The organism is Hymenobacter swuensis DY53 (assembly GCF_000576555.1).
In the GTDB taxonomy this organism is placed as follows: Bacteria; Bacteroidota; Bacteroidia; order Cytophagales; family Hymenobacteraceae; genus Hymenobacter; species Hymenobacter swuensis.
In genome coordinates this window covers 2,137,200-2,162,017 of the sequence record NZ_CP007145.1, presented here as the reverse complement: position 1 = coordinate 2,162,017, position 24,818 = coordinate 2,137,200, and the positions used below count along the sequence as shown (strand labels likewise).

At 59.1% G+C, this 24,818-nt stretch carries 23 protein-coding genes; 11 read left to right on the top strand and 12 right to left on the bottom strand.

The genetic code is table 11. The features are described from left to right. The first annotated feature begins 197 nt into the window (after window positions 1-197). The 3 genes from HSW_RS10525 (at window position 198) to aat (ending at window position 3,056) form a co-directional block, all read left to right on the top strand. Window positions 198-1,133, top strand: a complete 936-nt coding sequence (locus tag HSW_RS10525; protein ID WP_081768362.1) for a carbon-nitrogen hydrolase family protein — start codon at window positions 198-200, stop codon at window positions 1,131-1,133. Window positions 1,134-1,221: 88 nt separating this feature from the next. Further along, complete coding sequence (locus HSW_RS10520; protein WP_044001892.1) at window positions 1,222-2,385, top strand: N-acetyl sugar amidotransferase; 1,164 nt, start codon at window positions 1,222-1,224, stop codon at window positions 2,383-2,385. Then, entirely contained in the window at window positions 2,385-3,056 is a 672-nt protein-coding gene (aat, locus tag HSW_RS10515; RefSeq protein ID WP_044001891.1) for a leucyl/phenylalanyl-tRNA--protein transferase, read from the top strand. The genes HSW_RS10520 and aat overlap by 1 nt, the downstream gene beginning before the upstream one ends. 143 nt (window positions 3,057-3,199) lie before the next feature. On the opposite strand, the gene HSW_RS10510 is transcribed toward aat, so the two are convergent. Beyond that, window positions 3,200-3,550 (bottom strand): 4Fe-4S dicluster domain-containing protein, encoded by a 351-nt coding sequence (locus tag HSW_RS10510; protein ID WP_044001890.1) that lies wholly within the window; start codon window positions 3,548-3,550, stop codon window positions 3,200-3,202. A 168-nt stretch (window positions 3,551-3,718) separates the two neighbouring features. Between HSW_RS10510 and HSW_RS10505 the strand changes: the two genes are divergently transcribed. Together HSW_RS10505 and HSW_RS10500 are read left to right on the top strand one after the other, a co-directional pair. After that, complete coding sequence (locus HSW_RS10505; RefSeq protein WP_044001889.1) at window positions 3,719-4,744, top strand: acyl-CoA reductase; 1,026 nt, start codon at window positions 3,719-3,721, stop codon at window positions 4,742-4,744. 248 nt (window positions 4,745-4,992) lie between these two features. Next, the gene (locus tag HSW_RS10500) at window positions 4,993-5,304 is read left to right on the top strand and encodes a hypothetical protein (protein ID WP_044001888.1); all 312 of its coding nucleotides are present in this window, start codon (window positions 4,993-4,995) and stop codon (window positions 5,302-5,304) included. Window positions 5,305-5,442: 138 nt separating this feature from the next. Here HSW_RS10500 and HSW_RS10495 read toward each other — a convergent pair whose 3' ends face one another. From HSW_RS10495 to HSW_RS10475, 5 genes are all read right to left on the bottom strand, one after another. Then, window positions 5,443-6,315, bottom strand: a complete 873-nt coding sequence (locus tag HSW_RS10495; RefSeq protein WP_044001887.1) for a nucleoside phosphorylase — start codon at window positions 6,313-6,315, stop codon at window positions 5,443-5,445. Between the two features lie 139 nt (window positions 6,316-6,454). Continuing rightward, window positions 6,455-7,417: an oxygen-dependent tRNA uridine(34) hydroxylase TrhO gene (trhO, locus tag HSW_RS10490; protein ID WP_044001886.1), complete on the bottom strand. Its 963-nt coding sequence runs from the start codon at window positions 7,415-7,417 to the stop codon at window positions 6,455-6,457. Between the two features lie 92 nt (window positions 7,418-7,509). Then, window positions 7,510-8,142 carry a NeuD/PglB/VioB family sugar acetyltransferase gene (locus HSW_RS10485; protein ID WP_044001885.1) on the bottom strand — a complete coding sequence of 211 codons (633 nt, stop codon included), beginning with the start codon at window positions 8,140-8,142 and terminating at the stop codon, window positions 7,510-7,512. Window positions 8,143-8,254: 112 nt separating this feature from the next. Beyond that, a complete protein-coding gene (locus HSW_RS10480) occupies window positions 8,255-9,526 on the bottom strand; it encodes a hypothetical protein (RefSeq protein ID WP_155832920.1) in 1,272 nt (423 codons plus the stop codon). A 55-nt stretch (window positions 9,527-9,581) separates the two neighbouring features. Next, the gene (locus HSW_RS10475; protein ID WP_155832919.1) at window positions 9,582-10,880 is read right to left on the bottom strand and encodes a DUF2851 family protein; all 1,299 of its coding nucleotides are present in this window, start codon (window positions 10,878-10,880) and stop codon (window positions 9,582-9,584) included. Window positions 10,881-10,975: 95 nt separating this feature from the next. On the opposite strand from HSW_RS10475, the gene HSW_RS10470 reads away from it, so the two are divergent. Continuing rightward, window positions 10,976-11,812, top strand: coding sequence for a tetratricopeptide repeat protein (locus HSW_RS10470; RefSeq protein ID WP_155832918.1), 837 nt, complete (start codon window positions 10,976-10,978; stop codon window positions 11,810-11,812). 84 nt (window positions 11,813-11,896) lie between these two features. On the opposite strand, the gene HSW_RS10465 is transcribed toward HSW_RS10470, so the two are convergent. The 3 genes from HSW_RS10465 to HSW_RS10455 form a co-directional block, all read right to left on the bottom strand. Further along, window positions 11,897-12,541, bottom strand: a complete 645-nt coding sequence (locus HSW_RS10465; RefSeq protein ID WP_044001881.1) for a LolA family protein — start codon at window positions 12,539-12,541, stop codon at window positions 11,897-11,899. Between the two features lie 129 nt (window positions 12,542-12,670). Then, window positions 12,671-15,658, bottom strand: coding sequence for an FtsK/SpoIIIE family DNA translocase (locus tag HSW_RS23800; RefSeq protein ID WP_081768361.1), 2,988 nt, complete (start codon window positions 15,656-15,658; stop codon window positions 12,671-12,673). 205 nt (window positions 15,659-15,863) lie between these two features. Continuing rightward, the gene (locus HSW_RS10455; protein WP_044001880.1) at window positions 15,864-17,597 is read right to left on the bottom strand and encodes a DUF6044 family protein; all 1,734 of its coding nucleotides are present in this window, start codon (window positions 17,595-17,597) and stop codon (window positions 15,864-15,866) included. Between the two features lie 111 nt (window positions 17,598-17,708). Between HSW_RS10455 and HSW_RS10450 the strand changes: the two genes are divergently transcribed. Next, a complete protein-coding gene (locus HSW_RS10450; protein ID WP_044001879.1) occupies window positions 17,709-18,131 on the top strand; it encodes a hypothetical protein in 423 nt (140 codons plus the stop codon). Window positions 18,132-18,150: 19 nt separating this feature from the next. Here HSW_RS10450 and xerD read toward each other — a convergent pair whose 3' ends face one another. Continuing rightward, entirely contained in the window at window positions 18,151-19,053 is a 903-nt protein-coding gene (gene xerD / locus HSW_RS10445; RefSeq protein ID WP_044001878.1) for a site-specific tyrosine recombinase XerD, read from the bottom strand. Between the two features lie 195 nt (window positions 19,054-19,248). On the opposite strand from xerD, the gene aroQ reads away from it, so the two are divergent. From aroQ to HSW_RS10430, 3 genes are all read left to right on the top strand, one after another. Further along, window positions 19,249-19,695 (top strand): type II 3-dehydroquinate dehydratase, encoded by a 447-nt coding sequence (gene aroQ / locus HSW_RS10440; RefSeq protein ID WP_044001877.1) that lies wholly within the window; start codon window positions 19,249-19,251, stop codon window positions 19,693-19,695. Window positions 19,696-19,825: 130 nt separating this feature from the next. Beyond that, window positions 19,826-20,893: an aminotransferase class V-fold PLP-dependent enzyme gene (locus tag HSW_RS10435; RefSeq protein ID WP_044001876.1), complete on the top strand. Its 1,068-nt coding sequence runs from the start codon at window positions 19,826-19,828 to the stop codon at window positions 20,891-20,893. A 97-nt stretch (window positions 20,894-20,990) separates the two neighbouring features. Further along, window positions 20,991-21,551 (top strand): MarC family protein, encoded by a 561-nt coding sequence (locus HSW_RS10430; protein ID WP_044001875.1) that lies wholly within the window; start codon window positions 20,991-20,993, stop codon window positions 21,549-21,551. Window positions 21,552-21,622: 71 nt separating this feature from the next. On the opposite strand, the gene HSW_RS10425 is transcribed toward HSW_RS10430, so the two are convergent. Then, the gene (locus HSW_RS10425; protein WP_044001874.1) at window positions 21,623-22,810 is read right to left on the bottom strand and encodes a cation:proton antiporter; all 1,188 of its coding nucleotides are present in this window, start codon (window positions 22,808-22,810) and stop codon (window positions 21,623-21,625) included. 130 nt (window positions 22,811-22,940) lie between these two features. On the opposite strand from HSW_RS10425, the gene HSW_RS10420 reads away from it, so the two are divergent. Then, on the top strand, window positions 22,941-24,170 hold the full coding sequence (locus tag HSW_RS10420) for a BaiN/RdsA family NAD(P)/FAD-dependent oxidoreductase (RefSeq protein ID WP_044001873.1): 1,230 nt from the start codon (window positions 22,941-22,943) through the stop codon (window positions 24,168-24,170). 197 nt (window positions 24,171-24,367) lie between these two features. Here HSW_RS10420 and HSW_RS10415 read toward each other — a convergent pair whose 3' ends face one another. Continuing rightward, on the bottom strand, window positions 24,368-24,631 hold the full coding sequence (locus tag HSW_RS10415; RefSeq protein ID WP_044001872.1) for a hypothetical protein: 264 nt from the start codon (window positions 24,629-24,631) through the stop codon (window positions 24,368-24,370). Window positions 24,632-24,818: the final 187 nt, after the last annotated feature.

The following is a 24,818-nucleotide window of genomic DNA, read 5'->3' as shown; positions in this document are numbered from 1 at the left end:
TTCGGTCCGGGAACTTTATTTTCAGCATCTCATCCGACTGCCTTTATGTCGTTGCGTTGAGCCGTCCGCCTTGGGAAATTCGCCCGGCAGCGCCCGGTTCAGATCATGCTTGTCCTGCGCCCTCTGTCCCACCCCCGCCCCACCAGTTCAGTTGAGTTAACTTTTCTTGTTTTCTTACCCTTTGTTGATGCGTGCGTATGGCTCTCTTTCCTTTTCGTAAAACTTCGGCGGCCCGGGCGGCCACGGCGGCATTGGCTGCTCCGGCTCCCGCGGCGGCTACTTTCGCCGGCTCCATCCGGGTGGGCATGGGCCAGCTGCTGGTAGAAGGCGGCGAGCCGGAACGCAACCTGGAGCGGGCCGAGCGCATGATTGCCGAGGCCGCAACGCACCAGTGCGACGTAGTGCTGCTGCCCGAAACCCTCGATTTTGCCTGGACGCATCCCAGCGCCCTCACCGAGGCCCAACCCATTCCCGGCCCCTACTCCGACCGGCTCTGCCAGGCCGCGCTGCGCCACAACCTCTACCTCTGCGCCGGCCTCACCGAGCGCGCCCCTGATGGCCGCAACTACAACGCCGCCATCCTCATCAACCCGCAGGGCGAAATCATCTGCAAATACCACAAGATTAACCTACTGGAAGTAGAGCTGCCTTTCTACGCCGTGGGCCAGACGCTGAACGTGGTGGATACGCCGCTGGGTAAAATTGGGGTAAACATCTGCGCCGATAACTTCCTCGACGGCCTACCCATCGGCCACACGCTAGCCCGCATGGGGGCCGAGTTCATCCTCTCGCCCTCGTCTTGGACGGTGGATTATTCTATCACCGAGGAGCACGACCCCTACCGCGAGAAATGGGTGAAGCCGTATTCTATTCTGGCTCAACTCTATAACGTATCGGTGGTAGGCACTACCTCCGTCGGGTACATTGTGGGCGGCCCCTACGAGGGCAAGAAGAGCGTGGGCTGCTCGCTGGCCGTAGATGCCAGCGGCATCCGGGCCCAGGGCAAGTTCAACGAGTTTGCCGGCGACCTGGTAGTGGCCGACCTACCCCGCCCGATACGCGCCGAGCAGGGCACTCAGATCGGCCAGATGCTGCAGCGCAAGGGCTTTGCCTTCGATAAGCTATCCGCGTAGCGTACCTCTTGTTTCGTATTTCTCTGGTGCGTCACAACCCGCGCCGTTTTTCCGGTGCCTGCGCCAGACTGCCCCTGTTCCTGACCATATGACCAACACCTACCAACAATGTACCCGCTGCATCATGGACACGACCGTCCCTGGTATTCAGTTCGATGCGGCGGGCGAATGCAATTTTTGCGCTTTACACAATAAAATGGACCGGGCTTTTCCGCTGGGGGAAGCCGGGGCGCGCCACGTGCGAGAAATGGTGGCCGACATCAAGCAGCTGGGTCAGGGTAAAAAGTACGACTGCGTGCTGGGCGTCAGCGGAGGCCGGGATTCCTCGTTTACACTCTGGTACTGCGTAGTGAAGCTGGGGCTGCGGCCGCTGGCAGTACACTTCAACGACGGCTTCGGCAACCCCGTGGCAGGCGAGAACATGACCAAGGCCTGCCGCAAGCTGGGCGTGGAAATGCGCACTATCACCTCCGACTGGCGCGAATCCAAGGACCTGAAAATTGCCTTCCTGAAGGCCTCCGTGCCCGATATGGAGGAAGGCACCGACGTGGGCATTGCCACGGCCCTGTACGGCGTAGCCGCCAAAGAAGGCATTCAGCGAATCGTTATCGGGCAGTCGTTCCGCACCGAGGGCATTGCCCCGCTGAGCTGGAACTACCTCGATGGCAAGTACCTAAAGGCCGTGCACAAGCAGTTTGGTACAGTGCCGCTACGACCCTGGAAACCCGCCGACCCGGGTTTTCACTTGGATATTAAGGAAATGTTCTACTACGCCTTTATCCGCCGCATCAAAACTGTGACGCTGCTCTACCACGTCGATTACGTGCGCGCCGACGTGGACCAGCTGCTGGAGCGGGAGCTGGACTGGGTGAACCCCGGGGCCCATTATTTCGATGATTTGTACCAGAGCGTCATCTACTACCTCAACCGCACCAAGTTCAACATCGACCGACGCCTGTTCAACTACTCAGCCTTGGTGCGTTCGGGGCAGATGCCTCGGGCAGTGGCCCTGGAGCGCGTCACCCACGTCAATAAGATTGAGGATCAGAAGGTCATCGACCTATGCATCAAGCGCCTGGGTCTTACCCGTGAGGAGTTCGACCAGATTGTGGCCACGCCGCCCACTACCTTCCGCTCTTACCCCAACAACTACGAGCTGATCCGACTGCTGAAGTGGCCCATCAAGCTCCTGAGCCAGTTCCGCCTCATCCCCGAGTCGGCCTACGACAAATATTTCAACTGCGGCACCTGATGCTCCTGCCCTTCCCCGCCGACCCCGATGCGGCCGCCGACGACTCGCTGGAGGGCTTGGTGCTGGCGGGCGGAGCGGCCACTGTCGAAAACCTGGTGGCGGCCTACAGCCTCGGTATATTTCCGTGGCCGGTACCAGAATGGCCGGTGCTACCCTGGTTCTGCCCTCCCCGGCGCGGCATTCTGCGGCTGGAGCGGCTGCACGTAGGACGTTCCTTGGCGCGGGTACAACGGCAGTCAACCTGGCGCATCAGCTTCAACGAGGCATTTGAACAAGTGATGCGCGCCTGCCGGCAGCAGCCCCGCCCCGGCCAAGACGGCACCTGGATTACGCCCCAGCTGCTGCGCGGCTACACGGCCCTGCACCAGGCCGGCTACGCGCACAGCGTGGAGGTGTGGGAAGGCCCCACGCTGGTGGGCGGCCTCTACGGCGTGGCCGTGCAGGGCGTATTTGCCGGTGAGAGTATGTTTCACTATCGTCCCAACGCCTCCAAACTGGCCCTGTTGGCTCTGACCGATGCCCTGCGCCGACAAGGCGTGGGTCTGCTCGATATTCAGCAGCTGACACCCCACCTTGCCGCGTTGGGGGCTGAGGAAGTCAGTCGCCACGAGTTTCTGGCTTTGCTGGCCCACGAACAGGCCGCCGGCCGCACCCTCCACTTCGGCGCTTAGCCCGACCGCAGATTAAGTTAATAAGTGTCGGCGGCCCGCCAATCCATACCCAACAAAAAAGCCTCCTGTTCAGGAGGCTTTTTTGTTGAACAGCCCGAATGCAAAAATGCGTGCAATCCGGAAAATCCATCTAAATCCGTGATTTAGGCTTCTTGGTGCAGCCACTGCTTTTTGCTGAGCAGCTTGTCCTGCGACTCGCGGTAGTCGGGGTCGTCTACGCAGCAGTCTACGGGGCAGACGGCGGCGCACTGGGGCTCCTCGTGAAAACCCACACACTCGGTGCATTTATCCGAAACGATGTAGTAGTACTCGTCGGAAACAGGCGTTTGTGGCGCCACGCCCGACACCACTTTGCCTCCGTCCTGCTGCACATCCTTCAAGCTGGTGCCATCGGCCCAGCGCCAGGCAGCCCCACCTTCGTAAATGGCCGTATTCGGGCACTCCGGTTCGCAGGCACCACAATTGATGCACTCGTCGGTTATCATGATGGCCATAGCCTTGGTCGTCGTTAAAAAGTAGAAAATCGAATCAGGGAGAGTACGCAAGCCGCCGAAGGCAGGATGCGGTCGGGCAAAATTAGGAATAAGCCGTACACAGTTGAGTAATTTCGCGGCGCTGATTTTGTTTTTCTGCTTTCCGGCTTTTATCCCGCCCCCGCTCCTATGCTTTACGCCGACCGCCTTGCCGCTTTCGTAGCCCTGGGCCAGCGCCTCACGGCCCTGGTTTCCGTTGACCACGCCGAAGAGCTGACCGAACTGGCCGCCCGCGCCCGCAACCAGAACAACTGGTTCGACCGCCCCAACGTGCTGGTAGCGTTGCACGGCATTGCTCACCTATTACAGGAAGATGCGCTGCGCACCTGGGCCGGCCGCTACCCCCCGGAACCTACCACCCCGCGCCTGATTGGGGTAGTCATGGCTGGCAACATTCCGCTGGTAGGCTTTCATGATGCGCTGTGCGTGCTGCTATCGGGCCACCAACTGCTGGCCAAACTCAGCAAAGATGATACGGTACTCATGCGCTGGGTGCTGGACGAGTTGACGCGCCTGGAGCCCCGCTTCACCGACCGGATTCAACTGGCCGAGCGACTCAATGCGGCCGATGCCTTCATTGCCACCGGCTCCGACAACACGGCCCGCTACTTTGAGTACTACTTCGGCAAGAAGCCCAACATCATCCGTCGCAACCGCACCAGCCTGGCCGTGCTCACCGGCCGCGAAACCGACCACGACCTGGGTTTGCTGGGTGAGGACATTTTCCGGTATTACGGGCTGGGCTGCCGCAACGTGAGCAAGCTATACGTGCCTGAAGGGTACGATTTCACGCCGCTGCTCGATGCCCTGCAGCCCTGGCACCACGTGCTGGAGCACAACCGCTACCAAAACAACTACGACTACAACAAGAGCATCCTGCTGGTCAACCGCGTGCCGCACCTTGATTCGGGCTTTCTGCTGCTGACGCCCAGCGCCCAGCTCGTCTCCCCCATTTCGGTGCTGCACCATGCCGCCTACACCAACGAAATAGACCTGCTCGACCAGCTAACTGATGTGGCGGCCCAGACGCAATGCCTGGTGTCGGGCGGCGGACTATATCCGGGCAGCTTTCCGTTCGGCCGAGCCCAGCAGCCCAGCGTAACCGATTACGCCGACGGGGTGGATACCATGGCGTTTCTGGCCGAAATCCTGTAAATTAATAGGACGGTTTGGCTGGGCTTTAACTTCCACAGTATCTGTGTGCTGCCGGCCTGAGAGCATTAAAACGGCGAACCGGGCACGGTTATGGGTAGACTTTTGCTGGGATACTTGCGTAAACCTGTAGGAATATCTGCCGCAGATATCATAAATGGTAACTGCCGGCACTTCATCGTTTCCCCATCTGGTAGTTCACATGTTGCGGTTGGTTGCAACTGCCACCGCCACCTTTTCCCGACAAGACCATGATACCCGAACTCAAACCGACGGATGCCTCTATTGAAACCATCGATAAGGAATTGATTCCGACTTTACATTTTCCGACTGAAGACGTGCTGACTGACCCGCTGGAAGTGAAACGCCGCCGTTTCGATGCGGAGCGGGCTGCTACGCTGGGCAATGCCTATCACGGCAAGCTCGACATCTATTTTCAAACGGCCGATGGCAGTACCAAGCGTGTATATACCACCGTCTGGGCTACCCATGAGGAAAACCTAACCCTTAAATCAGGTATTGCGTTGCCGTTGCGCTCCGTAGTAAGTTTCGACTTCTACTAACCACAGATTTCCTCGAATTACAGTGGATTGATCGGATTTTGTGGACGACACCGTTCTCGTTTCTGTCATCCAGTTAAAGCAAAACAGCTTGCCTTTCGGCAAGCTGTTTTGCTTTATGCACGTAGTGAAAATTCGTGATTAGAGACGGTCCAGGGTTTTCTGGATGAGGCTATTTACGACTTCGTCGGAATTGGTGGCGAATTCGCCGGTGGCACGGTTGGCCACAATGGCGTTCAGGGAGAGTACCTCGTGGCCCAGCATACGGCCCAGAGCATAGTAGCCGGCCGTTTCCATCTCGAAGTTAGTTAGACGGAATTCGCCCTCGGCACTCTGGTGGCGGAACTGCTGGAACTGCTGAATCAGGGTGGGCAGGCGCAGATCGAGGCGCAGCACGCGGCCCTGGGGGCCGTAGAAGCCCGGGCAGGTGAGCGTGTTGCCCATCACCATATCAAACCCGATCTGCTCGCGCAGCAAATCGGAGCCGCGCACGCAGTACGGGCGATAATCGAGCTGTAGCGCCTTCTGAATTCCGGTAGCCACTTCCACTTCCAGCCCGGTTTCCACCAGCGGATAAAACTGCATCAGCGAGTCGAGGCCCACGGCGTGCTCCGAGGCCAGCAGGGAGCCCACCGGAATATCGGCCTGCAGCGAGCCGCTGGTACCCACCCGGATGATGCGCAGATTGATGCGTTCCTCCAGCGGCCGGGGCTCGCGCGTCACGAGGTCCACATTTACCAGCGCATCCAGCTCATTCATCAGAATATCAATGTTATCAGTACCCATGCCGGTGCTAATAACGGTGATGCGCTTGCCCTTGTAGTAGCCTACGTGCGTCACAAATTCGCGCTTGTGGATCTGGGTTTCGATGGAATCGAAGTGCTGGCTCACGGAAGGCACCCGCTCCGGGTCGCCCACGGTGATGATGGTGTCAGAAATATGGTCGGGTTGCAGGTTCAGGTGGTAAATGCTGCCGTCCTTATTCAGGATCAGCTCCGATTCGGCAATGGGCATGGGTGGGGGGATTTTAGGGAATTAAAAATTGAGAATTAAAAATTAAAAGTGGCAGGAATCAAACGTGAATGCTCTCAAAACGCACTGGCTGTTATTGTGCTCGTACGCTTTAAAAGCAGGCATTTTCAATTCTTCATTCTTAATACTTAATTCCCGAAGGGGCACGGTAGGATATCAACCCCTGCTCGGGGCTGTAGTGGTTGCTGACCTTGGGGTAGTTGCCGGTACCGTCGTAGGCTCGCTTGTCGGGGTGCGTCTGGCAGGTGGTGGAGCAGGCACCTTGCAATTGTTGGCCGCAGGCTTCGCAGAGCGGTACGTGGGCGTTACAATGCGGGTTGGCACAGTTTACCATCCGGTCGGAGGGCGTGTGGCAGTGGTGGCACTGGCTGATGACGGTGGGGTTGATACTGTTCACCTCCACCGCCACGCGGCCGTCGAACACGTAGCATTTACCGTCGAAATCCTCGCCGCCGGCTTCCAGTCCGTACTTAATGATACCGCCGTGCAGCTGGTACACGTCTTCGAAACCTTGTTCCAGCAGAAAGGCCGAGGCTTTTTCGCACTTGATGCCGCCGGTGCAGTAGGTCAGGATTTTCTTGCCCCGGTACTGCTCCAGCTCCTGCACCTTCTCCGGAAACTCCCGGAAGTTCTCAATGTCCAGCGTCACGGCGTTTTTGAAGCGGCCGAGGCTGTGCTCGTAGTCGGAGCGCACGTCGAGCACCACCACGTCGTCCTGGTTTTTCAGGTCGCGGAATTCGGTGGGCGAGAGATGAATGCCGGTACGCTCATAGGGCTTGATGTGCGGCAAACCCACATGCACGATTTCCGCTTTCACGCGCACGTGCAGCTTCTGGAAGGTGTGGGCCGGTGCCTCTTCCACCTTGAACTCCAGGGTAGCAAAGCGCGGGTCGGCCTTCACCAGACGCATGTATTCTTCGCAATCCTCCCGGCGGCCCGATACGGTGCCGTTCAACCCCTCGGCAGCCACAATGATGCGGCCCAGCAGGTTCAGCCCCAAGCACAACCGATGGTGCTCCTCCCGGAACTGCTCCGGATTCTCGATGGGCGTGTAACAGTAGTACAGTAGAACGAGGTAGTCCATGCTTAATTTATAGAAATGAGAGGTTAGAAGTGAGAACTGATACTTCATCAGTATGAGCTTAATTGTCACTCCTATCGTCTGAGTTCTTGGCTCTATACTTTCTGCGCCGGGTTGCCGAATACGGTCTGGTTGGCAGGAACGTCAGCTACAACAACGGAGCCGGCCCCGACGCGGGCTTTGGCCCCGATTTTCACCCCGGCCACTACTACGGCCCCAGCCCCGATGAAGGCCAGCTCGCCTACCTGCACATCGGCATTAAGGATGACCCCGGCCCCGAGCTGCGCGTAGTCGCCCACCTCCACTTTCACGTCCAGCACGGCGTTCGGCCCCACAATGCAACCGTCACCGAGTTTGGCGGTGCCGGCTACCACGGCGTTGGCCCCGATAAGGTTACCGTGGCCCAGCCAGGCGTGCGCCGAAACGCTGGCGCGCTGGTGAATAGCATTTACGGGGGCTACGGTGTATTCCTCGCGCAGCATGTTGGTGAGGCTGCGGCGACTGGCCGTATCCTCGGTGGCCACAAATACTTCGCACTTCTTGCCCAACAGCTTGAGCAGCTCTTTGTCGTCGGTGTTGCCCATCACGGGCACGTCGTTCAATTCGGTGTTCTGCAGTTCGGCTTTGTCATCGAGCAGGCAGTACACTACTACGTCGTTGCTTTGAAAGGCATCGAGGGCAGCGGTGCCAACAGCCTGCGCGCCCAAGATGATTACGGGGTTTTCCATTGGTATTGAGAAGCGACCAGCAGGTGGCCGGTGAGTTTTCAGAAAATCAGCCGCAAAGATACGGGTTGCCGGGTGGTTGCGGGCATTCTACCGATTCCGGCCCAACAGCTGCTTACAGCCCGAAGCGCCGGAGCAGACGGGCAGCATATTCGTTCTGCAGCGCCAGCAGCAGCAGAAACGGCAGAAACGTGACGCGGTATCGATTCAGCGTGCCCAGATTGGGCGTGGTGAGCCCCAACAGGGACGCTAGTACCAAGCAGTATACCAACAGAGCCAGCACCAGCGCAAACGGCAGCCGCCCGGGCCGCTGCCGCACTACAGCCACCACCGCTAGCAGTAGCACCAGCAGCAGCCCCAGGTTTTCCAGCCCGGCTATTACGTAGAGCAGGGTACCTCCTTCCCACGGCCAGGGCCGCGCCAACGTGCTGGCCACGGCCAACGGCGCGTGCCGGATGACACTGGCAGTAGTAGGCTGCAAGGCAGGGTACTCCAGATGGGGCCGGTACCGGGACGACTTCAGCAAATCGGAGTAGTTGCGCTGGAGTTGGGAGGTGAATTTGTTGGCCCGGAACACGGGGCTGACTTCACTGGCCGCCCACCCGCCACCCGTCAGCAGTAGCAGCATAAGTACCGTTTGCGCCAAACGGCTTCGTGCGCCTTCCAAACGCTGCACCACCAGAATCAGGGCCAGCCCCGCCAGCGTCCCGAAAAGCACTACCGCGAAGAAATAGCGCATCTTGAAATGCAGCAGGCTGACAACAAACAATGCCACCACGGCCCGGCCTGTGGCACCGGACTTGCCGTAGCCCAACTGAATGACCAAGGCCAGCACCAATGCCCCACTACCCACCAACAAGCTTTCCTTGGTAAGGCCGGAAGTCCAGTATACCACCGTGGGCCAAAGCAGAAAGGCAACTACCCCGGGCCCCGGCGCGGCGGCCGGCCAACGCAGCCGCAACTGTCGTATCAGCTCCCAGCTACCCATAAAGCTGAATAACGACAGATAACAGCCATTCAGCAGCGCATTGCCCAAACTGGCCAGGTTCAGGACGGAAAGCAGTTTGATGATGAACAGCGTGTTGGAAAAGCCATGAAATACCAGCTTCCAACTGTCCCACACGAAGGCATCGGTAAAAAGCATGTGTAGCCACTGCCCCGGAGCCAGCCAGAGCTGCTGATTCAGGCGGGCCGCCCACAGCAGAAAGTACTTGGCGTCCTCACTCAGTAGTAGTACCGACAACCCGGTGGCTACCAGCTTGAGGCCCAGCGTCGGGAGCACCCAGCGGCCTACTACCGGCAACTGCCGCACACGCGGCAGCCAGCGCAGCAACAGCCACAACAGCCCGGCATTGAGGCTCAGCGCAAGAAGAACTTTCGGCAGCACAAGGCGAATTGGTTAAACTCGCCTCAAAGGTAACCGCCGCATCCAACTCCCGGGCTTACTTGCGCTGTAACAGCGCACTCCCGATACCGCAGTGCACGCAGTGGCGCGACGCGCAATAGCCCCGCTGCAGAGCTAGTAAGGCTTGCGAATCGGCGGCGGAGGTGTTGCGGAAGCCGGCTGTTTCGTACTCTTCCGTGTAGTGATTGTGCTCGGGCGGCAGCTGGTCGAGCAGGCTCACGGCCGCTTCCACCTGCTCCATATTCCCCAAGGAACGGGCATACGCCACCCGCAACGGCACTACCAGATTGGTGATGAGCAGGTGTACGCTACTACGGCCCAGCGGGGCCGTTTTGCCCGGTTTGCCGGGGCGGGTGTGGGTCTGCCAGTAATCAGGTAGCGGCGCGCCGAAGAACTGTTCCAGAGCCCGCACGCTTTGCGCCGTGAGTAGGGCATCAAACAGCATGGGGCGGACATGCAGCAGGGCCAGTAGCTGTATCAGGCGCACCGTGGGGAAGTTGGCAGGCCGCAGCCGCAGGAAGTTCCACTCATGCGCAGCCAGCGCCGTGCCATGCAGGTTGTACTTATGGCGCAGGAACTCGTATTCGGTGCGGAGTTGCCGGCTGTAGTCGTCCGGCAGCGCATCGTCCAGAAAGCCAGCCTGCCCCAGCACTAGGGCAGTCAGCTGGTGGGCATCGTGGCGGTGACGGCGGAGCAGCGACAAGGGAACTGCTTTGGCCAAGCGGCTCATCGGCTCGGTGTTTTTCTGGAAGCCGAAGGCGGCGGCCAGCGCGTGCCAGGTCGTGGCCTCCCAGTCGTGGGCAAGTTGAGTGTGCAGCTCGGTGAGGCGGTCAGCCTTTTGGTCCACCCGCTCCAGCAGCACCCGGCCCAGCATCATGGTCCGCGTCAGCTCCGATACTTGGGGTAGTAGGGGGGCACAAGGCAGCAATCGTTCCACCGGCTGGTTCTGCAGCTGCTCGTAGGCGGCCAACAGTCTGGCCGGCAACCGTGGAGCCAGGGTCAGCGCCGGAATCATGGAGCCATTGGTGCGCTGCACCGACGCATCGGCCGTATACACCACGTGCAGAATTACCTGGTCGTACTTGGGGTCGGTCTGGTGTTGGTGGCGGTGCCAGTCAGAGGCCCGCAGATGAATTTCCACGGCCCCGTTCCATTCCACCTCGCCCAGGCGCAGGCGGGCGTTCAGGAAGTCGGGGCCGGCATCGGAGTTGCGGTGCCCGGGGCGTAGCACAGTAATGGGCTGTCCGTCCTCCGTTTGTAGTTCCGCTTTATCGAAATACTGGTGCTGCCAGACATAGTGAAGGAAATCTTCCTGCATAGCGGTAGATAAAATCAAATCAGGTCACGAGGTAAGTTTGGTAATCAGACGGTTAAAGATACTTTTTCTCCTATACCTTGCTATAGATTTCGCAACGCTCAATCTGCTTTTTATTGCCCCGCACTCCTTTCGATAACCGTTTTTTACCCGCCATTGCCCAGCGGGCCATCATGTATTTTTACCGGGCTCGTTTTGCTAATAACCGCCGCACCTGCTACGCCAGCCGCGCCGCTGAATTGTTACTGACTGCCGCCGAAGCGGGAAACATCAGTGCTGCCAGTATGCTGGGCATGGTGTACTATGAAGGATGGGGAGTACCGCCGGATGCGGAAGTAGCTGCGCACTGGTTGCATCGGGCGGCAGCGGAGCAGCATCCACTGGCCTGTTTCAACTTGGCCGTTCTGTACGACAATGGCATAGGCGTGACCAAGAACCCAAACACGGCTCGTCGGTACTACAGCGTAGCCGCCAGGGCGGGCTGCCCTGAAGCTATGTACGCGGTAGGCACTTACTATTACTGGGGGCATGGCGTTGAGCCAGATTATGCGAAGGCTAGGAAGTGGTTTCGCCGTAGTGCCCGACTTGGCAACGCAACCGCCATGCGGGAATTAGGGCGTCTTTACCAACGCAGCATAAATGGCGGACGTAATAGTGCCTTGGCTATGCGCTGGTTCCGTCGGGCGTTAGCCGTCGGTGATTATAAAGCCGCTACCGGACTGGGCGTAGAATATGCCATTGAAGAGGATTTCCCTCAAGCCCGCCACTACTTAGAGCAGGCAGCGGAGCATGATGAAGCCAATGCCATGTATCTGCTGGGCCGGTGGGCCGAGGAAGGCTGGGATACAGTGCCCAACCCGGCCGACGCCCGTTTCTGGTTTCGGGAGGCGGCCAACCGGGGCCATGAAAGAGCTGCCTGGCGGCTCGCATCTTTTGAAGGTGACACATGCTGACTGACCCAGCCTACTCCCCAAAACAAGCCGGCCCGCCTCCACCATCAGGTAGAAGCGGGCCAGCCAACTTGGCAGAGGCGTTGCTTAACGCAGATCAATCACCTTTACGCCTTTGTACTTGGTCTTGTCGAAGTTGAAGGTAGTGGCGTCTACCGGCACGTTGGGCTGGAACTTGCTGATTTTGTAGGTGTAGCGGTTACCGTTCTTCTTGAACATCTGCCAGCTTTTCACCGCTTTATCTGTCTTGCCCACCTTCAAACGAACCTTATACACAGGGTTGTTGCGGTCTTCCGGCGAGAGTTCAATCACGTCCACCATCTCACCACCTTCCTTGGCTTCCTGCACGTAGGCGTACTTATAACCCTTTTTGTAGAGGGTATAAATCTGGGAAGGCGAAATTTCCTGGTCTTCGGGCTCGTAGTCAGAGATGTTTACTTCATTTTCGGCCTTCATGTAGGTCCACATGGTCTGGCCGTTGTTGATGACTTCCTGACCACTGATTTTCAACCGAAACCTCTGGCCACTTACCGTGATATCACCGCTTATGTTCTCCTTTACCTTGGCCGCGTCGTTTTCGAGGGTCTGGGTAAAGGTCGCCTTAAAGGCCTTCATAGCCTGATATTTGGCACTCATCTGGTCCAGAATCTTGCCGGCCTTGGGGTCCTGCTGGGCCGTGGCGACGGAGGTCAGCGACACGGAAAGGGCGAGCAGGGCGAGGTATTTCTTCATTGCAAAAAGTGGTGGTGTTTGGAGAACGTACGGGAAGATTGGCACTATGAACGTGGAACTCGAATAAAGTTTAACCCTGAACGGAAAACAGTAGAACAAATTCTACAGGTCAAGTTCTATTTCCCAACGTTATTTCGGTAGGCTATTCAACAACTGTTCCAAACTGTATTCGTCGGGAATTAAAACTTCCCGGGCCTTACTGCCCTCGAACGGCCCAACGATGCCGGCGTGTTCTAACTGGTCAATGAGGCGGCCGGCGCGGTTGTAACCCAGCTTCAGGCGGCGCTGGAGCAGGGAGGTGCTGCCCTGCTGGTGCGTGACGATAACGCGGGCGGCTTCCTCAAACATGGCGTCGCGCTGGGAAGGGTCCATGTCTTCCAAGTCGCCGTTGCCGCTGCCGCTTTCCCCTACCACTTCGGGCAGGTGGTAGGCATCGGGGTAGCCCTGCTGCTCGCCTACGAAGTCGCAGAGGCGGTCTACCTCGGGCGTATCAATGAAAGCGCACTGCACCCGGATGATGTCGGAACCCTGAGAAATGAGCATGTCGCCCTGCCCGATGAGCTGGTCGGCGCCACCGGCATCCAGAATGGTGCGGGAGTCGATTTTGCTGGTCACCTTGAAGGAAATCCGGCAGGGGAAGTTAGCCTTGATGATACCCGTAATAACGTTTACCGAGGGGCGCTGGGTGGCTACAATCAGGTGGATGCCGATGGCGCGGGCCAACTGAGCGAGGCGGGCAATAGGCGTTTCCACCTCCTTGCCGGCCGTCATCATCAGGTCGGCCAACTCGTCAATCACCAGCACAATGAAGGGCATATAGCGGTGGCCCTTCTTGGGATTGAGGCGGCGCTCCACAAACTTGCGGTTGTACTCCTTCAGGTTGCGGCAGCCAGCGTCCTTCAGCAAATCATAACGCCGGTCCATCTCCATGCACAGCGAGTTGAGCGTGTTCACCACCTTCTTAGTGTCGGTGATGATGGGCTCCTCGGTATCGGGCAGCTTGGCCAGGAAATGGCGCTCAATCTTGTTGAAGATACTCAGTTCCACCTTCTTGGGGTCGACGAGTACGAATTTGAGCTGGCTAGGGTGACGCTTATAAATGAGCGACGCCAGAATCACGTTCAGGCCCACCGATTTACCCTGGCCGGTGGCCCCGGCCATCAGCAGGTGGGGCATCTTGGCCAGATCTACCACAAACACCTCGTTGGTGATGGTGCGCCCGAACGCAATGGGCAAGTCCATTTCGGTGCTGATGAACTTCTCAGTATTGAACACCGAACGGATGCTCACCATTTCCTTTTTGGTGTTCGGCACCTCAATACCAATGGTACCCTTGCCCGGAATAGGCGCGATAATGCGGATGCCGAGAGCCGCCAGACTCAGGGCAATATCGTCTTCTAGGCTCTTGATTTTGCTGATGCGCACCCCGGCGTCGGGCACGATTTCGTAGAGCGTAACGGTGGGCCCGATAGTGGCTTTGATGCTGGCAATGTTGATGCCGTAGTGCCCCAGCGTCTCCACAATGCGGTCCTTGTTGGCCTCCAGTTCCTCCTTGGATACCTGGGCTTTGGCCACCCCGTAGTCGTTGAGCAGTTCCAAGGTTGGGTACTGGTAGCGAGGCAAATCCAGCGTAGGGTCGTACTCGCCGGTGGGCATGGCTTCCTCATCCTCCGCCTCCTCGGCAATAACGGCCATATCGGCTCCAGCTGAGGGGTCCAGCTCGGGAGTAGTCGTAGAATCCTCTACCTCAAATGACAGCCCGGCCACTACCGGAGAAGCAACCGGCACAACTACCGCCGGGGCGGGCAGCGGCGTGCCGTCATCCACCAAGTCGGCCAACGATAACGGCGTAGGTACGCTGGCCGTGGCGGCCGGAGCGGCCGGGCGGGGCGGCTCAGCGGCGGGCATTTCAAACGAGAAGCTGGGACCGGTAGCGACCGGTACTGCTGGCGCGGCTGCCGTGGCGGCAGCAGCCACAGCGGCTACGGTCGGGACCACGCTCATAGGCACGGCGGCAGCCAACCCGCCGGACGCCACCGTAGCCGCTGTTTCGGCAGCCACGCTGAATGCTGGTGAAACGACGGGGCCTGTGCGCGGCGGCACGGCTTCTGCATAGGCAGGCTCCTCCACAGGTTCCTGCTGGGCAGCCAGCGGGCCGACCCGTTTCAGGGTAATACCCAGGGAGTCGTCCGGCTCCGGCGCCTCCAGCTCATCGTTGTCATCGTCCTGCCAGGGAGCCTGTTCCGCTTTGGCCCGCACGGTGTTGCCATAGCCGGCCGGAGTAGCCAACGTGCTATCCAGCTCGTCTTCTTCCTCCCCAGCACTGCGGCGCAGGTTAAGGTTGAGGCTGGTAACGTTGAAAAAGAACACCACAAAGGAAATCAGCAGGAAGGCCAGCAGCAGCACCGTACCCCAGCCAATTAGGCTATCAAGCCAGAAGGCCGTTTCGTACCCTACTCCCCCGCACAGAAAATCAAGGCTATGCGCCAGGCTGGGGTCGGCGTCCGGGCTCTGGATGCTAAGTACCACATAGCCTAGCAACACGCTCAGCCACAACATGGTAAACAGACAAAGAGCCAGGATATAGGTGAACGAAACCCCGGCGCGACGGAAGACGATTTTGTAGCCCAGGAAGAAAACAATGGGAATGGCCGCGAAGGCCGCCACACCAAAACCTTTCTGAATGAGCAGCTGTGCCAGCATCGCGCCAATCAGGCCCAGCCAGTTACCGGTTTCCTGCCCCGCATCCTTAAGCGGAGTACGGTCCACGCTCTCGGTCACGCTTTGGTCGGCGTGGCCCGTGAACAGGAAGGAAATGAAGGCAATGGTGAGGTAAATGGAGCCAATGAGGAAGAAAAACCCCAGAAACAGCTGAAACCGTCGGTCACGCACAAAGCTGAATAAGCCGTTGAAGTTCACGACGGGCAGTTTCAGCGGTTTGCGAGGCACTTTGGGGGTACTGGCGTTGCGGGGCTCGTTCCGACGGGTTTCGCGGACGGGCTCCGTGGCCGCCGAGCGCGGCTGGTTGCGAGTCGCGCGGGGCTCGGTGGCCGGGCGCGGCTCGTTGGTGCGGCTTGGGGCCGCGCTGGGTTGTTGCTTGTAGGTATTTTTAGCCATCAGAATACACGCCAAAGACCAAATCTAGGGATAAAATGGGTGGATTGGTGAATGGGTGAAGTGTCAGATTGGTGAAGTGCTGAATGGGTGGATGGTTGACTAGTTATCCTGAGCAGAGCGAAAGACCTTGTTACGCTGGAACGGGTCGTGGTTATGCCTTCCGTTCAACTGGTGCAAGGCCTTTCGCTCTGCTTAGGACCACCGCTCAACCCTTCACCTCATACACCCATAAATGCCAGTAGGCCCCGGGAGCAACGTACTGGCCGAACAGGCGCAGACCGGTTTGCTCCGGCCGGGCCAGCCGGACCGCCGACAACACGTAGCGGCCACCCATCCGGCGGAAGGCCGGCGTGTTGAAGCGCCAGTGCTGCACCTTACGCTCCGGCAACGCTGCCACCCGAAAATTCTTGCCCAGCTCCGCTGAAAACAGGTAACATCGATTACCCCAGGCATCAAAATACGTACGCAAGTCCGGGCTGCGGGCCAGTTCCCCGGCTATAAGTTGCCGGAACCGGTGCTTGTAGGGCAGCGGATAGTTGTTCTGGTAGGCGTCGAGGGCGTAGAAGTCGTTGAGAGTGGCCACGGCGGGCGGCAGGCCCAGGCAGGCGACGCGGTATGTGGCTGGAGGCTGGCCAGTGCGCTGCTCAATCTCCTGCCGGACCTGCCGGAACAGCTCCGGGGCCACGAAGGCCGCATACGTAGGCTCGGAGGCTGGCAGACGGCCCAGCTGCCGCCGCAGGTTCAGCGTCCACTCGGTGTTCATGCCCAAGCCAATAAGCAGTTGCAGTATTACCAGCGTCCAGGTGGCCCGGCGGTCCGGCAACTGGCGCAGACTCAGGACCAGCACGCCAAACCACGCCAGCGGCGTCAGGAAATGGAAGCGCGACAGGTTGAACGTGCGCAATGGCGGCAGCGCGTGTTGCACCGCGCCCACCACTTGCGGGTAGAATCCACAGAACAGCGCCAACCCGGCCAGCAACCCGAGTAATACGCTCAACTTTCGCCACAGCCGCTGTCGGCCCGGACCAGCGGGCAGCAGCCAGACCGCTGCGCCAGCGGCCAGCAACGGTGCCGCCCGCAGGAAGCTACTGGCGTGGTACTGGCCCAGCAGAAAGTACCGGGCCGCTGATACCAACCCCGCTCCTACCCCACCGGAGGACAGTCGGGCATAATCAAACTCCAATCGGTGCGGCACAAACTGCTTGTTCAGCAAAGAGGACACTAGCGGATATTCCACTGCCAAATAGCTGCCAGCCAGTACGCCCAGGCCCACCAACGGCCGCCACGCCACGCGCCGGTTGCGGTACGCGTCCCAGGTCAGCCATATTCCTGCCGCCGCCAGCACAAACACGCCCGCCAGCACCAGACTCGACCAACAGGCAAACCCCATCAACACCAGATAGCTGCTCACCCGGGAGCGGCCCGCCCGCAGATTCAGCAGTGCCCACAGCACCCAGGGCTGCCCCAGCACCGATACTCCGTAGGCCGTGTAGCCCGGTAGAACGGCCCAAGCCAAGGCCAGCACGGCGCACAGTTGAGCATGGTGAGCCGCAGGCAACCCGTACCGGCGCAGCAGCACGTACAGCCCCAGCAGGCCTGCCAGTCGCACCAGCAGCTCGTGCAGCAGGTAGGCTGGCAGCGGCGGCAGCACGGCCAGCAGGCCCACCAGCGGCTGCAGGCCCGGCCGCAGCGCGTTGCGGGGCAGACCGTTCATCAGCCGGTTTACTACTGTGGCAGGATGGTAATCAAGGGCTTTGCCTTCCTGCATAAGGGCATAGGGCACGGCCAACTCAGTGTCCAGGTTATCGTCGATGAGAATGTAGGTGCGGCCGGCCGGGGCCACGTACATCAGGCTCAGCAGCAGCAGCGCCAGCACCGCCCACCACACCGGAGCAACAAACAAACGGCGGGGGGCAGACAGAGCAGAAACCTGGGACATGCGGAGCAAAGCAAGGCGGCGAAAACGCAAAAATAGGTTTCCGCCCGGCTCAGGCATCCTCCCGAAACATTTATCCGTTCAATACACTACGCCTATTGTAGCCCGATACCTATGCAACCTCATTACCTCTCCGCCCCCGGCAGCCCCAACTACTGCCAGCTACTATACGACACCGACCGGCAATGGCTACGCGTCACCTGGCAGGGCTTTGTGGGGCCGGAGCAAGCCCGGGAAGGAGCCCTGGCCGGTTTACAGATGTTGCAACAGCTGCACTGCGCGTACCTGCTAAACGACAACAGCCGCCTCGAAGGCCCGTGGTTCGACTCCTTGTTCTGGCTTTCCCACGAATGGGGGCCAGCCGCCGCCCAAGCCGGGTTGCGCTTTGTGGCGCATGTGGCCCAGGCCCAAACGCTGGTTACAGCCTACACGCCCACTCCGGCACACCAGATCTTCAAGCAGTTCGAAATCCAGATTTTTGACGAATCTGCCGAAGCGGTGGAGTGGCTCAGTACCTGCCAGGCCCAGGAGCAATAAATCCACTGATATCCGGCTCCTAACTGCGGGGGTGAAACTCGGTGATGACCTGGCGCAGGTAGTCCCGGTCCAAGTGGGTATAGATTTCGGTGGTGGTGATGCTCTCGTGGCCCAGCATTTCCTGCACGGCCCGCAAATCGGCCCCGCCCTCAATGAGGTGGGTGGCGAAGCTGTGCCGGAACGTGTGCGGGCTGATGCTCTTGCGAATTCCAGCCTTCTCGGCGGCGGCTTTGATGATGGTAAACACCGACACCCGCGAAATACCGCTGCCCCGGTTGTTTAGAAACACGATATCCTCGTGTCCGGGCTTGATATCGAGATGGGCCCGGATGCCCTGCAGATAGAAGCCCAAGTGCTTCAGCGCATCACGCCCGATGGGTACCAGCCGCTCCTTATTGCCTTTGCCCGTCACGCGCACGAAGCCTTGGTCGGCGTAGATATTGGAGAGGCGCAGGCCCGTCAGCTCGCTTACCCGCAGGCCCGAGCTGTAGAGCACTTCCAGCATGGCCCGGTTGCGGGTGCCCTCAGGCGTACTCAGGTCAATGCCACTGAGCAGCTGCTCAATCTCGGGGTAGCTGAGCGTATCGGGCAGCTTACGGCCGGTTTTGGGAGCTTCCAGCGTGTCGGTGGGGTCAATGGCCAGCATATCTTCCATGATCAGGAAGCGGTAGAAAGCCTTGATGCCCGACAGAATGCGGGCCTGCGAGGTAGCTTCCAGCCCCAGCCCGCCCAGGCTGGTAAGAAAGTCGCGCAACAGGCGGGTGGTCACCTGCTGGGGCGAGGCCGGCAGCTTCTCCAGCTCCAGATACTGCCGCAGCTTCTCCACGTCGCGCACGTATGCCTGCACCGAGTTTAAAGACAGGGACTTTTCCAGCTGCAGATAACCGGCAAACTGCTTGATGGTAACGGACCAGGTGGACATGTTGAGATAGTGCTTGGTTGGTAGTGCCTGATGCGTAGCATTTGGGCATCGGCCACTGCAACGCAGGTTAAAACTTCGCTTTACTTGCGTTGCAGCCGTAGCTTGCGGCAACAGCTGCCTCCGCAAGCTACAAACTCTGTCTTCGGCTCTGCTTACTACTTCCCAGGCGCCAGGCACTACCAACGAAGCCCTACCATGAAAATCCTCCTTCTTAACGGCCCCAACCTGAACCTGCTGGGCCGGCGTGAGCCCGGCATCTACGGCACCCGCTCCTTCGAAGAATACCTGCCCGAGCTACGCGAAGGCTTCCCAAACTTCGAGCTGGAATATTTCCAGAGCAACCACGAGGGGGAGTTGATTGACAAATTGCACGAAGTAGGCTTCAGCTACCACGGCATCGTGCTGAATGCCGGCGGCTATACCCACACCAGCGTGGCCCTGGCCGATGCCGTGGCCGCCATCGGTGCGCCCGTGGTGGAGGTGCACCTGAGCAACCTGCACGCCCGCGAGGATTTCCGTCAGAAAAGCCTCCTTGGCCGCAACTGCGTCGGCAGCATCAGCGGCTTCAAGCTCGACAGCTACAAGCTGGCCCTGCACTATTTCGATGGCCAGCGCCCCAAGCGCGTCGGGTTTAAGGTGTGATGACAACAGTGAATTTGTGAAGTGATGAAATTGTGAAAGATGATTTTTCACTAGTCACCTTTCGCAACTTCACCTTTCACAACTTCGCCTTCCGCTACCTTTGCATTTCTTCCTTTAGCCTTCCACACCTATGTATACATTCAATCCCGGCCCTTCTCAGGTGTACCCGCAGGTGCGCCGCTACCTGCAAGATGCGTTTGATGAGGGCTGGCTCTCGGCCCCGCACCGCGGGGAGCGGTTTGTGCAGCTCATGCGCCAGACCATTCAGGAGCTAAAAAACAAGCTTAACGTGCCCCAGGACTACACTGTGTTCTTCATGAGCTCGGCCACTGAGTGCTGGGAAGTCCTGACCCAGAGCCTCACGCCTACCAAGAGCTACCACCTATACAGCGGCGCGTTCGGGGAGAAGTGGTACGAGTACGCCAAGGCCCTGCGGCCGGAAAGCATCGGTATTCCCTTCGGGATTGATGAGGTACCCGACGTGTATAACCTGCCCGGCCTCGACGAGAAAACCGACTTGGTGTGCCTCACCCAGAACGAAACCAGCAACGCCACCCAGTTGCGCGACGGCGTGATTCTGAACCTCTACAACCGCCTCTCCACCAACACGCTGCTGGCCGTGGATGCCACGTCCTCCATGGCCGGGATCCAACTCAAGTACATCAAGGCCGATATCTGGTACGCTTCGGTGCAGAAGTGCTTCGGGCTACCGGCGGGCCTTTCCATCATGCTGTTGTCGCCGAAAGCGGTGGAGCGCTTGCGCAAGGTCAACGAGCGGAGCCACTACAACTCGCTCACGGCCCAGTACGAGAAGATGCTCAACTTCCAGACGACCCACACGCCCAACGTGCTGGGCATCTACCTGCTGAGCCGTTCCCTGGCCGACCGCGCCCCCATCAAACAGGTACACCAGCACCTGCAGGACCGCGCCACTAAGCTCTACGACTATTTCGACCAAGCCACGCAACTTACCCCGCTCATTACCAACCCTGAAACCCGCTCCACCACGGTTATCGGTTTGCAGGGGCCGCCTGCCCTCATCGACGAGGTAAAACGCCGGGCTCTGAGCCAGGATCTGCAGCTAGGCAGCGGCTACGGCACCTGGAAGCCTACGAGCCTGCGCATCGCCAACTTCCCCGCCATTCCCGACGCCGCCTTCGAGCAGCTCGTGCAGTTCTTCGCCCGGGAATTCGCCTGATTAGTTATGAATGATGAGAGGTGAATTATGAATTAGATAAGTCGCTTCTGAACGACCGAATTCAACTCTCATCATTCAACACTCCTAATTCCACCGCATGTTCTCCCTCAAGGAAATAGCCTCCGTTACGCTCACGCTGTTTGCCATCATTGATATTCTGGGCTCCATCCCAATTATCATCCAAATCCGGCAGCGGGAAGGCGGTATCAATGCCGAGGTAGCCACGCTGGTAGCGGGCCTGCTGATGGTGGCCTTTCTGTTCCTGGGCCAGAGCATTCTGAGTTTATTTGGGGTTGACTTTCAGTCGTTTGCCTTGGCCGGGGCCGTTATCATCTTCTTAATTGGCATGGAGATGATTCTGGGCGTGGAGCTTTTCAAGCACAACCCGCTAGCGGCCACGGGCTCCATTGTACCGCTAGCGTTTCCGCTCATCGTGGGAGCCGGCACCATGACGACGCTGCTGTCCCTGCGCGCTGCTTACCAACTGCCCAACGTGCTGGCTGGCATCCTAGTGAACCTCATCTTCGTGTACCTGGTGCTTAAAAGCTCCGCCTGGATTGAGCGCAAGCTTGGCAAAGCCGGCGAGGATATTCTGCGCCGCGTGTTCGGCGTGATTCTGCTGGCTATTGCCATCAAGCTGTTCAAAGCGAACTTCTAAATTGAAGTGAAAGGAAAAAAATAGAAGCCTCTGCTATTTCAAGCAGAGGCTTCTATTTTTTTCCTTTCACTTCAATACTCCCCTATTTCTGGCTGTTCCTTGCTTAGGAGCAGGCCGGCCATCATCAGGACGCCGGTGAGCAGAATGACGATGAACAGGATATTCTCGCTGACTTCGCCGATGAGGTGCTTTTGGGGAATGCTGTAGAACAGCAACACCGTGATAAGGCCTTTGGGGGCGATGAACAGTTCCGGAATCAGGTCGGTGCGGGCAATGTAGCGCAGGTACACGTAGCGGATGGCGGTGAGGGCGGCTACAATCAGTACGCCCTGCAACAACAGCTGCGCACTGAGCAAACCGCTAAGCGTGATACTGAATCCGAACAGCAGGAAGAAGAACGTGCGGATCAGAAACGCCGATTCGGCCGTGATGCTGCGCAATTGGTGCACCTCCTCGGCCAGCCGCTCGGGCCGGAACCAGCGGCCCAGTCGCCCCGTCAGGAACTGGTCAGCGTTGTTTACGGCCAGCCCAAAAGCCAGCACCAGTACCAATGACGACAGATGCAGCTTCTTGGCCACGCTGTAGAGCAGAATCAGGAAGGCCAGAATCAGAAAGAACTTGACGTGCAGGCGGATTCGGTCGAGCAGAAACGCCAAAGCCGCCGTGCTCAGCACCGCCACCACCAGCACCGCCACCACATCACGCCCGAAGGTGAAGACTGAGGCGCCGTGGGCGAAGTTATCCTGCAGGGCGAAGTTGAAGAACATGATGCCCAGGATGTCAGAAAACGTGCTTTCGTACACGATGAACTCCTGCTTCTCGCCCCGCAGATTGGCCACGCTGGGAATGGCAATGGCCGAGCTGATAACGGCCAGCGGAATAGCGTTTACCAGGCAGCTCTGGAAATTGACGTGCAGCCAGAAATGCAGAATCAGGGCAATAACCACGGCCTGCACTACCAGAATGAGGGCCGCCGCCAGAAACGAGCGGCGAATCAGCGGAGCCTTATCCCGACTGATCTTCAAATCCAGCGCCCCTTCCAGCACAATCATAATCAGCCCGATGATGCCGAAGATTTCCAGCACCACCTTCGGGATGCCCAGCGTGAAATCGAAGTAGTCGGCGGCCTGGCGCAGCGCAATGCCCGAGAGCAGCAGCATCAGCACCGAGGGCACTTTGGTGGCCCGCGCCACTACATCAAACAGATACGACAGGATGACGGCCAGACTCAGCCCAATCAGAATAGAGTACGAACCCATGCAGTAATGTGTTAGCCCGCAAGTACAATCAAGCTCAACGGCCCTGGCTATACGCACAAAACGCACCATTGGTCCGAAACAGGCCCTTTCCAGCAAGCAAGTGCCGGCCCGGACTTGCTACCTTTGCCAGATGCAAACGGGCGTTTCTTCGGCTGAGGTAGCAATTATCGGGGGTGGACCGGCGGGCCTGCTGGCGGCCCAGCACCTAGCCGAAGCAGGCGTGCGGGTGCGGCTTTATGAAGCCCAGGCGACGGTGGGACGCAAGTTTCTGGTGGCTGGGCACGGCGGCTTCAACCTCACCAACGCCGAGGAAGCCACGCCTTTTGCCGCCCGCTACGCCGCCCACGCCCCGGCCTTTGCCCGTTACCTACGTCACTTCTCCCCCACTGATCTGCGCACCTGGGCTGCTCATTTGGGCATTGAAACCTTCGTGGGCACCAGCGGCCGGGTTTTCCCTACCACCGACTACAAACCGGCCCAGCTGCTGCGGGCGTGGCTGGAGCACCTGCGCACTTTGGGCGTGGAAATCCAGACGCGCCACCGCTGGCTGGGCTTTGCGGGCGAAACCGGCCTGCGCCTGCGCAACGAAGCCACCGGCACCGAGTTCGAAACGCACCCAACTGCCACCCTACTGGCCCTGGGCGGTGCCAGCTGGGCCAAAACTGGCTCCGATGGCCGTTGGCTGCTAGTGTTAGAGGGATTGGGCGTACCGGTGGTGCCCTTCGCACCGAGCAACTGCGGAGCGGAAGTAAACTGGTCAGATTTTTTTCGGGAGAAGGTAGGTCGGCAGCCGCTCAAGAACGTGGCGGTAAGCTGCGGTTCGCATACCGTGCGCGGCGAAATCATGCTCACGGATTACGGTCTGGAAGGCACCCCGGTATATGCGCTTACGCCTCAGCTGCGCGCTGCTTTGGCCACCGGGCAGCCGGCCCATCTGCACCTCAACCTCAAGCCCGATCTGTCAGCAGCCCAACTATTGGCGCGGCTGCAAACCCGGCGGGCCGGCAAGTCGTGGGCGTCGTTTCTGAGTGAGACACTGAAGCTCAGGCCGCCGGTGCCCACGCTGCTGCGGGAGTTGGGGCCCGCCGTTTTTCCCACTGAGCCGGCCGCCTTAGCCGACTTACTCACAGCCCTGCCCATTCCGGTAACCGGCCTACGCCCACTGGATGAAGCCATCAGCACGGCCGGCGGAGTGGCCTGGGAGGCCTTAGATGAAAACCTGATGCTGCGACAACGGCCTAGCACCTTCGTGGCTGGCGAGATGCTGAACTGGGAAGCCCCCACCGGTGGTTACCTGCTGCAGGGCTGCTTCAGCACCGGGGCCTGGGCCGCGCAGGGTATCCGGCGGTTTCTGGGTTGAGGCGGTTGCTCAGACAGCAAGTCAAACTCTATCAGAACGTCGTTGCAGACTGTCATGCAGAGTGGAACCTTTTGCGTGCCGTCGTTGGATGACCGGTGCAACGTCAGCACGCGAGATGCTCCGGCTCCGCACCCTGGCTTGATGCGCCACATGCTCGGAATGACGTTCTACAAACGGGGTGCTACTTTAACAAGTGCCTATTCATGCCGCTGTCGTTCAGCGCGCTCAGCTTCTTCGGCTTCGGCAAGAATAGATTTGGCTTCGAACAGCAGCCGCTGGCCGTGGTCGAGTTGCTGACGCAGGATCAGGGCGAAGAGAATAAAGTACGAGACAATCGGAAGCAGAAACCCCAAAGCAAACCACAGCCAGAATGAGCGACCGTAGCTATAGGCACAGTATCCCGTGGTAAGCGGCAGGATAGATATGGCAATAATGCCGGCTACGAGTAGGTCTACGAACATGGCACGGGCGGCTGGCGCAGGAAACTTCCGGAAGATACATCCAATCGAGCCCGCAACAAAGCCCGGCCGCTCCGGTGCGGCCCCACTTATAACTGCGTGGCCGCAGGAAGGTTAATAAAAGTTCAGGTCATTTGTGGGTTGAGTCCACCCGTCGGCAGTTTTTTTGCGTATTTGCCCCTTTGCGCTC